Below are 14,361 nucleotides of genomic sequence, written 5' to 3'. Positions count from 1 at the left end.
TATGACTAGTGATTTTAGTATTGCTGTCCACGCTCTCGTCTATTTAGGTAAAAACCAAGACCTTATTTCTAGTGATGAACTAGCAAAGCATATTTGCACTCATCCAGTACGTGTAAGACGTGTTATGATCAAATTGAGAGAAGCTGGCCTTATTAAGGCTAAAGCAGGTGTTGATGGAGGATATCGTCTTGATAAAGAAGCAGATAATATTACTTTATCTGAGGTCGCGAAATCTGTCTCAAATGATTATGTCCATGTGACTTGGCACAATGGAGAAGATGGAAGAGAAGCCATTAAGGACTCTAAAGTAGAACAAGCCATTGATTCTATTTTTGTAGATCTTAATGAAGCGTGTGACAATTTGTTGAAAGACAAGACCATCGAGGACATTATGAATATATCGAAGTAGAAATGGTCTACAATCAAAAGAAGCAGCCTAGATGGCTGCTTTTTTAAAGTCTAATATTAAGTTTAAGATAATACCTCCTACAACCATTGCTGCACCAATTAAACTGATACCAGATATTGTTTCATGGAAGAATATAAAAGCCCACAGAGGCGCTAAAATGACTTCTAACATACAAATAAGATTGGCTGTAAAAGCTTCTGTACAAGAAATACCTAATGCAAGAAATATACCACCTAAACACATTGGGAAGAAACCATAACCACATACACCAAAGGCATCGGTGATGTGGAAGTGAGGAAGTCCTCTAAAGACAATTAAACCTACTGTAAGAGAGAACATATAGGCAAATATTGTCGAAGAGAAAGCTTCAGCATCTTCTTTGTTGTTGAGGTAGAACTGCATTCCAAAGCAGGCTCCTGATATAATTGCGAGTATATTTCCTAATAGATGCGAGAAGGAAAGAGTATCCGCAAAGAATAGTGCCATACCTATAAAGACAATCGCAATAATCCCCATTTGTCTTTTTGTCGGTAATTTACGTAAATCAATTGATTGATAGATCAATACAAAGATTGTTGATGAGTATTGTAATACAATCGCATTAGCCACTGATGTCAGCTTATTGGCATAGATGAATGTCAAACTCATAAGAAACTGAAAGACCCCTACTGTAACTGTCATTTTATTGAACACCAGTTTCTTATGATGAATAATCATACTCAAAGGTATTGCGACAATAGAACTCATCATTGAGAATCCCAGCCCATTTAAGTGGCTTGCACGTATAAATAAACCTGCAAGTGACCAGCAGAATGCTGTCATCAACAGGAAGAATACACCTTTTGTACTTATTTTATTTTCCATAATACAGCCACTAATAATGCGATGATTAAAGGAATAAGTACTGGCACAACAACACATAAACCAAATAAAAGAATATTATTCATAAAAGTTCACACTCCTTTTCCTCATTATAGCATGCTATAATGAGGAAAACAAAGAGGAGATGATAGCGTGTGGGTTGTTGAAAGAATTGATGAAAAAGGGTATTATCATCTAGAAAACTTAAAGACAGGTGAAACCATTTTAAAGAGAGGTTTAAATGCACATGAGAATGATGTATTAGATGAATGCTTCCATGTTTTACCTGAAGAAACTAAGAAGAGAAAACAAGAAGTGGATGATTTGTTCCACTCTCTTTTATAGAGGTGACTACATGTTAATTAATATACAGAATTTATCTTATGCGATTGGTGAGAGACAGTTGTATAAGAACTTGAATATGATTGTAGAGGATACAGATAAGATTGCCTTAGTTGGTGTCAATGGAACAGGTAAGAGTACTTTATTAAAGATGATTGCCCATCATGACAGTCCTGCAATCACTTATAAGAAAGATCTAAAGATTGCATACTTATCTCAGAATCCTGTATTTAGAGATAATGAAACAATTCTTAATGAAGCAAAACATATTCTTAAGGATGTCCCTGAATATTCTATTAAGTCTTCTTTAACACGTTTTGGTCTAGAAGATATGGAACAGGTGATCAGTACTTTATCTGGTGGTCAGAAGAAACGTTTAGCTCTTGCTATCGTATTACTAGAAGAATGTGATTTACTTATTCTAGATGAACCAACAAACCATCTAGATACACCTATGATTGAATATCTAGAAAAATATTTAATTAAACGTTCTAAAGGATTACTCATGGTCACTCATGATCGTTACTTTCTAGAACGTATTACTAATAAGATCTATGAATTAGATAGAGGTGAGATTTTCCCTTATGTTGCTAACTATTCTCATTTTCTAGAATTAAAGGCTGAAAGAGAAAACAATGCTTTACAGGCACAAAGAAAAAGAAACCTCTTCTTAAAGAAAGAATTAGAATGGGTCAGAGCAGGTGTTCAGGCACGTTCTACTAAGAGTAAAGATCGTTTACAGCGTTTTGAAGAATTATCTTCTATTGAACAGATTCAAGAAAAAGGTACTGTTGAATTAATAGATACTACAAGTCGTTTAGGTAAGAAGACTATTGAGTTAGTGAATGTGTCTAAGAGTTATCCTGATAAGGTGATGTTTAAGCCATTTTCTTATTTATTTAAGAGATTTGACCGTATTGGTATCTTAGGACAAAATGGCTGTGGTAAAACAACACTCCTTAATATGATTGCAGGTATTATCACTGATTATGATGGGGAGATTATTATTGGTGATACAATCCGTATGGGCTATTTCCAGCAACATTTCCATTATGATGATCCTACAATGAGAGTTATTGATTATATTAGAGAAACAAGTGATAATCTAGAAACAAGTGAAGGAACACTTAGTGCTCGTAATATGTGTGAACGTTTCTTATTTGATGACCATGCCCAGTATACACAAATTGGTAAGTTATCCGGTGGAGAACAAAGAAGACTCTACTTATTAAAGGTATTAATGGGTGCACCTAATGTATTACTATTAGATGAACCGACGAATGACTTAGATATTGAAACATTGAATGTATTAGAAGATTATCTAGATACATTTAAAGGTATTGTGATTACTGTATCCCATGACCGTTATTTCCTAGATCGTATTGTAGATGGTTTATTTGTCTTTAAAGATCAGGAAATTCATTATGTGAATGGTGGCTATAGTGCTTCTATTGATATCACTAATACTAAGAAAGAAACAGAATCTCAGAAAGAAGATTATCGTAAACAAGCTAAAGAAAATAGAAAAAGAAGATTAACCTTCAGTGAAAAGAAAGAACTAGAAGGTATGGATGATCTCCTTATGAATCTAGAAACACGTTTAAGTGAGATTGATAAGGCAATGGGTTCTACCCAGGACTTTGAAAAACTAGATGAATTAAGTAAAGAACGTGATGAAGTTGAAAAGACTTTAGAAGAAAAGAATGAACGTTATCTAGAACTATTAGAAATAGAAGAAAGCTAACGAAAAGAGGAACCCATTTGGATTCCTCTTTTGCTATATAAGGAGAAGCATTAGACTCATTTGAATAATTTATCAAACCCATCTTATTGATATTGAGTTCTTTTTATTATTAGACTTTTTATGGATTCAACATTTTATTAGAAATTTTCATTTCTCACTGAATATAAGATCGAATCTTACCATAATTGCCGTATTACTTATTTACTTTTCGGTTCGTTAGACTAGGAAGTCAAGTAACATGTCTTATATTTAATGTTTTATCTTCTGTCTTCTCTTTTCGCTTATATCATACATTATCATCCACACAAACGCAAGCGTTTACACACATTTTCATAAATTGAAAATACAGTGATAAATAGATGCTTTTTCACAAATGAAAAAGCTATGGCTTTTACATCACCATAGCTTTCCTGCTGGATACTAGGATTACATCTTTTGGATTCAATTTCCAGCATCATAGATAAATGGGAAAACCTTTTTTATAGCCTTCCAATATATAGATCAACGTACCTTATTATTATATTCAGGAGCTATCTCCCGTTTTCCACCTTTCATATAAACCATACATTATTGATATTGCATATAAATCATTATCGGTGGATAAATACGTTTTTCCTAATTTAATTGAGTATCCTCAACGGATACTCAGTCACAGTATCCCATGGGAATCTCTCCTTTCTGACCAAGTTCTTTGAGATGAATGTATATGTTAAGGAGGTCTTCCTCCTCTCTTTCTGACTTAATTATAGCCTAATAATTACAATCATGCAAGCGTTTACATTATATTTTTATATAATGAAAATACTTGTTTTACAAAAATCTTTTTACTATAATGACATTAGTTATATGACTGACGGAAGTGGAATTGACCACAGGGAGTATAATAAATCAAATGAAGAAGCCGACCGTCTGGGCAAAGAAGCCTGGAGTATGTGTCGGCTTCTTTTTTTGGAGGAATCTATGAAAGAATTAGAATTAAAGTATGGCTGTAACCCAAATCAGAAACCTGCTAAGGTATTTATGGAGGAAGGAGAACTTCCTTTTACTGTCTTAAATGGTAAACCTGGTTATATCAACTTATTAGATGCTTTTAATAGCTGGCAGTTAGTGAAGGAATTAAAGGAAGCAACTCATATGAGCTGTGCTGCAAGTTTTAAGCATGTATCTCCTGCTGGTGTGGCTATTGGGACACCTTTAACTGAAGTAGAAAGACAGATGTATTTTGTAAAGGAAAGTGCTGAAGTGTTAAGTCCTATCGCAAATGCCTATATTAAAGCAAGAGGTAGTGACCGTATGAGTTCATATGGCGATTTCTGTGCTCTTTCTGATGTATGTGATGAAGTGACTGCAAAACTTATTAATCGTGAAGTCAGCGATGGTATTATTGCCCCTGGTTATACAAAAGAAGCATTAGAAATACTTAAGAAGAAAAGAAGAGGCACTTATTGTGTATTACAGATGGATCCTCACTATGTACCTAATCCAGTAGAAATTAAGCAGGTATTTGGTATTACATTCCAGCAAGGTAGAAATAACTGTGTGATTAATGAAGAGATGTTTAAGGATGTTGTATCTAAAAATAAAGATATCCCTGAACATGCATTACATGATTTAATCCTTTCTATGATTACATTAAAGTATACACAGTCTAATTCTGTATGTTATGTCAAGAATGGTCAGGCTATTGGTATTGGAGCTGGTCAGCAGTCTCGTATTCATTGTACAAGACTTGCTGGTAATAAGGCAGATGTATGGTTCTTACGTCAGCATCCTAAGGTATTAGGTTTACAGTTTGCGGATGGTTTAAAACGTGCTGAAAAGGATAATACAATTGATGCATATGTATCAGATGATTATGAAGATGTGCTAGGTGATGATGTATGGCAGAACTATTTCAAAGTAAAGCCAGAAGTATTCACTAGAGAAGAAAAGAAAGAATGGTTAAAGAAGAATACAGATGTTGTACTAGGCAGTGACGCATTCTTCCCATTTGGAGATAATATTGAACGTGCTCATAAGAGTGGTGTGAAGTATGTAGGTGAACCAGGTGGTTCTATTCGTGATGATCATGTTATTGATACTTGTGATAAGTATGATATGGTACTCGCATTTACTCATCAAAGATTATTCCATCATTAATCCTCTACTTTTGTTGTAACTGTGTTATAATGCACTTTATGAAAATAAATGAGAATGTAAAAATTAAAGAACTCACTACAATGCGCCTAGGCGGTCTAGCGCGTTATGTGATTGAATTAGAGACCGTAGAAGATGTAGAAAAAGCTTACTTATTTGCAAAAGAACATCAATTACCTGTATTTATTCTAGGTACAGGAAGTAATGTAATTGGAAAAGATGAAGGTTTCAAGGGGGTTATTCTTTTAAACCGTATTAAAGGTATACGTTTTATTGATGAATTGACGATTGATGCAATGGGTGGAGAACTACTTGATGATTTAGTTGCTTTTACTACAGAAAAGAATTTATCTGGTATTGAAGCATTAAGTGCTATTCCTGGTACTGTCGGTGCTGCACCTGTCCAAAATGTAGGTGCTTATGGTCAGGAAATAGAACAGGTATTAGTGTCTGTACATGCTTATGATTTCAAGGAAGAAAAGTATGTCACTATTAAGAAAGAAGATATGAATCTAGGTTATAGACAAAGCATCTTTAATCAGGGTGAAGATGCTGGACGTTATTTGATTATCTCTATGAGAATTCATTTAAGTCATGATAGACTTACTCCTCCTTTCTATACTTCTTTACAGAATTATGTAGAAGAACATCAGATTACTGATTTTTCTCCTAAGTCTATTAGAGAGATGGTTACTGAAATACGCTGGTCTAAGTTACCTAAACCAGAAGAAATGGCTAGTTCTGGATCATTTTTTAAGAATGTTTATTTAGATGATCAAGAAGCAGAACGTTTAAGAAGTATGAATGTTCCTGTCTGGGAAGGTAATAAAGTCCCTTCTGGGTGGTTAATAGACCACGCTGGATTAAAGGGTAAATCATTTTATGGTATGCGTGTATCAGAAAAAGCTGCACTGATCTTAATTAATGAAAGTGCACAAAGCTATGCTCACTTAAAACAGGCAAGAGAAGAAATTGTTTCTATTATTGAAAAGAAATATGGTCTAACTCTAAAACAGGAACCTGTTGAACTGGAATAAGATTTATTCCAGTTTTTTTGTGTTCTTTCTTATGATATAATTAGTTAGATTAGGAGGAATTGCTATGTTATTTATCACTGACAATGAATTCGAACGTGTTGTATCTAGAGCACGTAACCGTGATATTGCACGAGAATATTATCGAAGAGACTATGTTGTAAATGTTTCTATCACTATAGATAATCGTGGTTATTATCATATATCTGGTAAAGTTATGATTAATGGTAATATCTATCTTCCCCGTGTTCTTGTGAATCCCAATTCTAAAATAGTATCAACAGACTGTAATTGTATATATGCTGATGAATATACAGCCTGTGGACATATAGGAGCCCTTATTTTAAAGGTTCAGGAGTTATCTCCTAATACATTCCCTTATCGTTATGCTGTTGATTTAGAAAAGCGTGCACAGGAAGAAAAGAAAAGTGCTATGAGAGAACGTCTTTTATGGGAACAACAGATGGCTGAATTTAGAAGAATGGAAAGAGAAAAGGAAACCAATGCACTAACTGATTATGTTAAAAATCAGTTAGTCAATCAGTTTACACCTGTAAGTTCTACACCCGTTCATTTAAAGCTGCTTCGTGCAGATGGATGGAATTTTAATATCACATTTAAGATAGGACGTGCAAGAGATTATATTGTAAAGAGTATTCCTAACTTTGTAACACAGATGCAGAATAATGAATATCATGCTTATGGAAAGACTTTATCTTTTGTTCATAATCCTGATATTCTAGATGAACCATCTAAAAAGATTTACCAATTCATTCTGAGATTCTATCATTCTCATCTTGCTAATAATAATACGTTATTCATTGATAATGAGAATATCGATGCTTTATGGGAGTTACTTACAACTATTCCTGCATCTTTACATAATTTTAAATGTATAGAAGATGAATTACATCCTGTGGTATCAGTAACTAAGGATAAACATGATACAATTCTAGAACTAGAAACAAATATAGCACCTTATTTTGCTGGTAAGAGATGTTTATATCAATATACACCTTCAGATTTTACTATCACTCGCTATCCTTTTGATAAACAGGGTGTTACTATTGAGTTATTGAATCGTTTTGATACATTACAGCGTCTTTATGTAGCACATGAACAGTTAGAAAACTTTACTCGTTATATTATTTCTCCTACAAAGAAATATATTGAGTATGTAGGTTTAGAGGATACAATCCAAGAGGAATCACATCTAGAAATCTATGCAGATGTAGATGAAGATGAATATGCTTTAGTTAGCTTAATTGGAACATATGAGGATGGAAAACATGATCTTCTTAAAGAAGATGTACCTCATTCTTTAAAAGCAGACCTCATTATTAATTTCTTAGAGAAATATAATCCTGATGATATGTCAGGACCTATGCGTTTTGATACACATCGTGATGAAACAATAGATATGATTCATGATGGTTTAGGACATCTTAATAAGATTACAGATGTTTATGTATCTGATTCTTTACAAGCGATTGGTTCTAAGAAGTCTATGAACTTATCTGTTGGTATCAAGGTCTCTCATAATCTATTAGAAATGGACTTAGATTCTCTAGATGTGCCTAAAGAAGAATTAGCTGATATTATTGCAAGTCATAAGAAAAAGAAACGTTATCATCGTTTAAAGAATGGTCAGTTATTATATATTGATACACATGAATTAGATGAGTTAGGTAATATGATGGATCAATATCATATTCTACCTAAAGATATTTCTGAAGATGGTACAATTGATTTAAATCTAAATAGAGCTTGTCAGATGGACTTAGCAACACAGGATTTCCAGTATGTACAGGTCAATCGTGAAGAATCATTTAAGGATGTATTGGATCATTTAAAGAACTATACACATCATAAACATGAATTAAATGAACGCTATGATGCAATATTAAGAGATTATCAGAAAGAAGGTTTCCAATGGCTTTCTACTATGAATGATCTACATTTTGGTGGTATTCTTGCAGATGATATGGGTCTTGGTAAAACTATCCAGATTATGAGTTTATTAGAAAGTAATGAACATCACTTTTCTATTATTATTTGTCCTGCTTCATTGATTTTAAACTGGTTGGATGAGTTTAATAAGTTCTCTTCTCATTTAAAGGTGACTTGTGTAATGGGAAGTGCAAAGGAACGTAAAGAGATTATTAAAAGTTATAAGCAGTTTGATGTGATGATTACTTCTTATGATTATATTCGTAAGGATTATGAACAATATAAGGATATTGTATTTGATTTTATTGTTTTAGATGAAGCACAGTATATTAAGAATCAGAAGACTAAGAATGCGATTGCAGTTAAATCATTAGAAGGTAAACAGCGCTATGCGTTAACTGGTACACCTATTGAAAACTCACTTGCTGAATTATGGTCCATCTTTGATTTCTTAAATAAAGACTATTTATATAACTATCGTTATTTTAAATCTCATTATGAAGCACCTATTGTAAAGGATCATGATGAAGAGGTTCAGACACAATTACAGAAGATGATTTCACCTTTTGTATTAAGACGTACGAAAAATGAAGTATTAAAAGATTTACCTGATAAGATTGAAAATACCGTACTTGTAGACTTTAGTGAAGATGAAAAGAAGCTCTATTTAGCTCATTTAGCACAAGCCAATCAGTTATTAAAGACTTTAGATGGTTCTAAGGACCGTATTCAGATTCTTGCGATGTTGACAAAGTTAAGACAGATCTGTTGTGAACCTCGTATTGTCTTTGATGATGTAAAACATATGTCTTCTAAGATGGAAGCATGTTTAAATATTATTCAGACATATAAAGACAATAACAAGAAAATTATTGTATTCTCATCATTTAAGAGCTTATTGAATCTTCTTGCAGATGAGCTCGATAAGAGTAAGACATCTTATTATATGTTGACTGGTGATACTGATAAAGCGGATCGTAAAGGTTTAGTAGATGCTTATCAGAATGATGATACAACAGTCTTCTTAATTAGTTTAAAAGCAGGAGGTACTGGTTTAAACCTCACTGCAGCAGAAGGTGTTATTCACTTTGACCCTTGGTGGAATATGTCTGCACAGAACCAGGCAACAGATAGAGCATATCGTATTGGACAGAAGAATAAAGTATTTGTATATAAGTTGATTATGGCTGATTCTATTGAAGAAAAGATTCAGACATTACAGGCAGCTAAGAAGGATTTAGCTGACCGTTTTGTGGAAGGTAACAGTGGTTCTATTACGACTATGAGTGGTGAAGAAATCATGAGTTTATTTAGTGAGGATTAACATGAAGAAGATGACTATGGCCGATATTGCAAAAGTTGCAGGTGTGTCTAAGACAACTGTTTCTCGCTATTTTAATGGTGGCTATGTAAAAGAAGAAACACGTCAAAAGATAGAGAAGATTGTGAAAGAGTATGATTATGAGCCTAATGTGCTTGCTGCAAATTTAAAAGCTAACAAGACGCATACTGTGGGTATTGTATGCCCTACTCTTACTTCATATGCTTCTAGTCGTATGATGATGAACATTGATCAGTTCTTAAAGAAGCATCATTATACGACAATCATCATTAACACAAATCATGATGAACTCGATGAAATCAAGTCCATTACTAAACTTACACAATTAAGAGTGGATGGTATTATTCTTCTTGCCACTTCTATTACTATGGCACATAGAGATATTGCCTCTAAGAGTTCAGTGCCTATTGTCTTTATGGCTCAGGCTTATGATGATGGTGTGAGTGTTATTAACAATGATTATGAAGCAGGCTATAAGATAGGTGAGTATATTTATTCTAATGGTCATAAGAATGTTGTATATGCAGGAGTAAGTAGAAAAGATGTGGCTGTAGGAGTCATTCGTAGACAAGGTGTTTATGATGGCTTACAGAATGTACATCCTCATTTTCTAGAAACAGACTTCTCTGCTGAAAAGACAATAGATAAACTCAATGATTACTTAAAGAATCATACATGCCCTACTGCCATCATCTGTGCAACAGATACAATTGCGATGGGATGTATGAAAGTTCTAAAAGATCACGGTTTACGTATTCCTGAGGACGTTTCAGTAACTGGATTTGGTGGTTATTGGACTTCTACTGTAATGTCCCCTGCTCTTACAACTATTAAGTTCCATTATGCCCATGCTGGTCAGACGGCTGGACAGATTATTCTTGATATGATAGAAGAAAAAGAAGTCGAACGTGCTACACTTATTGACTTCACATTTATAGAAGGAGAAAGCGTCAGAAGTATCTGATGCTTTTTTTTTAAAAAATGTGGTATCGGTTTCATATTTTTATTGACAAGTGCTTGTGCTTGATATATGATACAGATGTGGAATCGGTAACATACAGATAAAGGAGGAAATTTCAATGGACTACAATAAAGTCGCAAAAGAAGTCATCTCCCATGTTGGTGGACCTAAGAACATCAAAAAGGCATTTCATTGTGCTACACGTTTAAGATTGATGTTGAAGGATCCATCATTGGCAGATGAAAAAGCTTTAGAATCTGTAGATGGAGTTAAGGGAACATTCCTTGTCCAGGAACAGTTCCAGATCATCTTCGGAAGTGGTACTGTGAATCTTGTCACAGATGAAGTATTAAAAGAATTAGGTATGGACTCTCAAGATCAGGCTGATGAAGAGATTGTAGAAAAGAAGGGAAATCTAATCAGCCGTGCTGTTAAGACATTGAGTGATATCTTCGTACCTATCGTTCCAGCCATCGTTGCTGGTGGTTTATTGATGGGGATCAATAACGTATTAACTGCACAGGGATTATTCTTTGCGAATAAGAGTTTGATTGAAGCTTATCCAATGTGGAAAGACTTTGCGACAATCATCAACTTATTCTCTAATGCAGCATTCACATTCCTTCCAATTCTCGTTGGGTTTAGTGCTACTAAGAAATTTGGTGGTAACCCTTATTTAGGTGCTGTCATGGGTATGATCATGGTACATCCTGATTTATTAAACTGTTACAACTATGGTAAAGTAGCAACACCTTTCTGGAACCTATTTGGTTTAAAGGTTGCTGCAGTAGGTTATCAAGGAACAGTTCTTCCTATCTTATTTACATCTTGGGTAATTGCAAAGTTAGAAACTAAGTTACATAAAATCACACCTTCTTGGTTAGATAACTTAACGACACCATTATTGTCAGTATTAATTACTGGATTTATTACATTCTTAGCTGTTGGTCCTGTATTAAGAGAAGCAGGTAATGTACTTGCAGATGGATTACAGTGGTTATATTTCTCATTAGGCCCTGTTGGTGGTGCAATCTTTGGTTTCTTATATGCACCTATCGTTATTACTGGTATGCATCAGAGCTTTATCGCAATCGAAACACAGTTGCTTGCAAGTGCAGCACATAGAACATTCATCTTCCCTATCGCAGCAATGAGTAACGTTGCTCAGGGTGCTGCAGTATTAGCTGTGTTCTTCTTATCTAAAGATCCTAAACAGAAATCACTATGTAGTGCATCTGGTATTTCAGCATTACTTGGTATTACTGAACCTGCAATGTTCGGTGTTAACTTAAAACTTAAATATCCATTCATTGGTGCTATCTGTGGTTCTGCTGTTGGTTCAGCTTGGATTGCAGGCACTAAGACTCTTGCAAGTGCTGTAGGTACTGCTGGTATTCCTGGTTTCCTTTCTATTCCACCAGAAAGCTGGGCTAACTATGGTATTGGTATGGCTTTATCTATCGTTGTCGCATTTGTAGTAACTTGTATCCTACATAAGAGAAATGTAGAAAGTAAAGAAAGCTTAGCTGCACCTATGAAAGGTACAGTCGCTTCTATCACTGAATGTCCTGATCCAACATTTGCTTCTAAAGCTATGGGTGATGGTTTCGTAGTATTCCCAGAAGATGGTAAGTTCTATGCACCAGCGAATGCTGAAGTGACTATGACTTTCCCTACTAAGCATGCATTTGGTTTAATGACAAATGATGGTACAGAAATTCTTGTACATATTGGTTTAGATACTGTTGAATTAAATGGTGAACCTTTCACTATGCACGTTAAAAAAGGTGACAAAGTAAAGAAAGGTCAGCTACTCGTTGATGTTGATTTAAAGGCTATTGAAGCAGCTGGTAAAGAAACTGCAACTGCAGTAATTATTACAAATGGCAAAGCAGCGAACTTAATTAAGAGCGGTGCTGTTGATGCTAAAACAGATGTTGTAGAAATAGCGAATCCAGTTGTAGAAGTTAAGGCTGCATAAGGAGATTTTTATGAAGGAAATGTACAAACTAAAGTATCATCTAGAACCTGTATCTGGATGGATGAACGATCCTAATGGGCTTGTAGAAAAAGATGGAAAATATCATATCTATTATCAGTATTCTTACGAACCTGAAGGTGGATTAAAGTATTGGAAACAATTCACTACTAAAGATTTCCTTCACTATCAGGATGAGGGGATTGCCCTCTCTCCTGATCATCCTCATGATCAGGGTGGTGCTTATTCTGGGTGCTGCTTCAATGACCATGGATTATTACGTTATTTCTATACTGGTAATGTAAAGCTGCCTGGTGATTATGATTATATTAATGCAGGTAGAGAACATAATGTGATGAAGGTTGATTCACAGGATGGGCTTGTATTAGATCATAAGGAAGTTGTGCTTTACAACAAGGATTATCCTCAAAACATGTCTTGTCATGTAAGAGATCCCTACGTTTATGAAAATGATGGTATGTATTATATGGTTCTAGGAGCAAGAACCCTTGATTCACATGGTTGTGTAATCTTATATTCATCAAAAGATTTAAAGAAGTGGGATTACATGAAGACTGTTGACTACCATAAACCTTTTGGTTATATGTGGGAGTGTCCGAATTATTTAAGTTTTGAAAAGAAGAAGTTCTTATTCTGTTGTCCTCAGGGACTAGAAAGCCATAACTATGATTATGAAGCTATTTATCAGAATGGATACTTTCCTCTTACAACAGATTTAGAGAAGGATTGCGTTTTGGAGGACTTTATCGAGTTTGATCATGGGTTTGATATCTATGCCCAGCAGTTCTTCAAAGATGAAAAAGGTCGTATGATCATGGCAGGCTGGATGGGGCTTCCTGATATTGATTATACAAATCCTACCGTAGAAGAAGGACGTCAGCATGCCTTCACTCTCTTTAGAGAGATTACTGAACATGAAGGTAGACTCTATCAGTTCCCTATTGAAGAATATAAGTCTTTAAGAGAAGAGAAGAAAGAAGTACAGGGAACATCTCTCACAATGAATACGTCTTGTTTTGAATGCCATATAACTGATCTCCCTCAGTCATTCAAACTTCATTTAAGAGGTGTAAATATGAATTATGAAGATGGTCTTCTCACTATCGATATGAATAAAAGCGGTTCGGGTCGTGGTGTGAAACACATTAAAATTCCTAAAATGAATAATATGACTTTGTTTAGCGACACATCTTCTTTAGAGCTATTCATCAATGATGGTGCTTATGCCTTTACTACACGTATTTACAACAATTCAGATACTATTGAAATTATAAGTAATATAGAAATTGATATGACTGCTTATCAATTAAAAGCTATTGACTTAGAACCTGCCAAATAGGCGGGTTCTTTTCTTTTTAGCACTTTATTAAAGAAAGTGCTAATTTTTAGCACTCAAGTGTTGACTTTGCTAAAAGAGTGGCTATAATAATAGTTGTAATCGATAGAGAGGTTACTAAGAAATAAGAAAAACGTTGAGAGAGGCGAACAAATATGAAATATTATCCAAATTTTAGTGATGTGTTTGATGATTTATTTGATTCAGGAGTCAATACTACAAAAGCAAATACAATGTTATGTGATAT

10 protein-coding genes and 1 riboswitch are annotated in these 14,361 nt (G+C 34.4%); of the genes, 9 read left to right on the top strand and 1 reads right to left on the bottom strand.

All coding sequences use genetic code 11. The features are described 5' to 3' along the window. Positions 1-409 (top strand): RrF2 family transcriptional regulator (locus tag ACT8VG_RS01640; RefSeq protein ID WP_331873938.1); only part of this gene is annotated, 409 nt, incomplete at its 5' end. A gap of 27 nt (positions 410-436) precedes the next feature. Here ACT8VG_RS01640 and ACT8VG_RS01635 read toward each other — a convergent pair. Further along, complete coding sequence (locus tag ACT8VG_RS01635; protein WP_187012019.1) at positions 437-1,273, bottom strand: DMT family transporter; 837 nt, start codon at positions 1,271-1,273, stop codon at positions 437-439. Between the two features lie 150 nt (positions 1,274-1,423). Between ACT8VG_RS01635 and ACT8VG_RS01630 the strand changes: the two genes are divergently transcribed. From ACT8VG_RS01630 to ACT8VG_RS01595, 8 genes are all read left to right on the top strand, one after another. Continuing rightward, on the top strand, positions 1,424-1,615 hold the full coding sequence (locus ACT8VG_RS01630; RefSeq protein ID WP_187012020.1) for a hypothetical protein: 192 nt from the start codon (positions 1,424-1,426) through the stop codon (positions 1,613-1,615). 10 nt (positions 1,616-1,625) lie between these two features. Beyond that, entirely contained in the window at positions 1,626-3,356 is a 1,731-nt protein-coding gene (locus ACT8VG_RS01625; protein ID WP_195920951.1) for an ABC-F family ATP-binding cassette domain-containing protein, read from the top strand. 836 nt (positions 3,357-4,192) lie between these two features. Then, positions 4,193-4,278, top strand: a riboswitch (ZMP/ZTP riboswitch). Positions 4,279-4,316: 38 nt separating this feature from the next. Further along, complete coding sequence (locus tag ACT8VG_RS01620) at positions 4,317-5,495, top strand: phosphoribosylaminoimidazolecarboxamide formyltransferase (RefSeq protein ID WP_217107060.1); 1,179 nt, start codon at positions 4,317-4,319, stop codon at positions 5,493-5,495. Positions 5,496-5,533: 38 nt separating this feature from the next. After that, positions 5,534-6,529: a UDP-N-acetylmuramate dehydrogenase gene (gene murB / locus ACT8VG_RS01615; RefSeq protein WP_444195071.1), complete on the top strand. Its 996-nt coding sequence runs from the start codon at positions 5,534-5,536 to the stop codon at positions 6,527-6,529. A 64-nt stretch (positions 6,530-6,593) separates the two neighbouring features. Further along, a complete protein-coding gene (locus tag ACT8VG_RS01610) occupies positions 6,594-9,800 on the top strand; it encodes an SNF2-related protein (RefSeq protein WP_440252029.1) in 3,207 nt (1,068 codons plus the stop codon). 1 nt (position 9,801) lies between these two features. Continuing rightward, positions 9,802-10,782 (top strand): LacI family DNA-binding transcriptional regulator, encoded by a 981-nt coding sequence (locus tag ACT8VG_RS01605; RefSeq protein ID WP_117459129.1) that lies wholly within the window; start codon positions 9,802-9,804, stop codon positions 10,780-10,782. Positions 10,783-10,897: 115 nt separating this feature from the next. Next, positions 10,898-12,760, top strand: coding sequence for a sucrose-specific PTS transporter subunit IIBC (locus ACT8VG_RS01600; RefSeq protein WP_444195070.1), 1,863 nt, complete (start codon positions 10,898-10,900; stop codon positions 12,758-12,760). Positions 12,761-12,770: 10 nt separating this feature from the next. Further along, entirely contained in the window at positions 12,771-14,117 is a 1,347-nt protein-coding gene (locus ACT8VG_RS01595; protein WP_440252027.1) for a sucrose-6-phosphate hydrolase, read from the top strand. Positions 14,118-14,361 lie beyond the last annotated feature (244 nt).

It is taken from the genome of Catenibacterium sp., from assembly GCF_052354645.1.
Classification (GTDB): domain Bacteria; phylum Bacillota_I; class Bacilli_A; order Erysipelotrichales; family Coprobacillaceae; genus Catenibacterium; species Catenibacterium mitsuoka_A.
Note: the sequence above shows the minus strand (reverse complement) of the source record. Positions and strands in the feature narration are given on the sequence as shown.

Bases quoted from the DNA above. Each gene is read 5' to 3' on its own strand.
- ACT8VG_RS01635 (WP_187012019.1), bottom strand. From the start codon at position 1,273: ATGGAAAATAAAATAAGTACAAAAGGTGTATTCTTCCTGTTGATGACA.
- ACT8VG_RS01625 (WP_195920951.1), top strand. From the start codon at position 1,626: ATGTTAATTAATATACAGAATTTATCTTATGCGATTGGTGAGAGACAG.
- ACT8VG_RS01620 (WP_217107060.1), top strand. From the start codon at position 4,317: ATGAAAGAATTAGAATTAAAGTATGGCTGTAACCCAAATCAGAAACCT.
- murB (WP_444195071.1), top strand. From the start codon at position 5,534: ATGAAAATAAATGAGAATGTAAAAATTAAAGAACTCACTACAATGCGC.
- ACT8VG_RS01610 (WP_440252029.1), top strand. From the start codon at position 6,594: ATGTTATTTATCACTGACAATGAATTCGAACGTGTTGTATCTAGAGCA.
- ACT8VG_RS01605 (WP_117459129.1), top strand. From the start codon at position 9,802: ATGAAGAAGATGACTATGGCCGATATTGCAAAAGTTGCAGGTGTGTCT.
- ACT8VG_RS01600 (WP_444195070.1), top strand. From the start codon at position 10,898: ATGGACTACAATAAAGTCGCAAAAGAAGTCATCTCCCATGTTGGTGGA.
- ACT8VG_RS01595 (WP_440252027.1), top strand. From the start codon at position 12,771: ATGAAGGAAATGTACAAACTAAAGTATCATCTAGAACCTGTATCTGGA.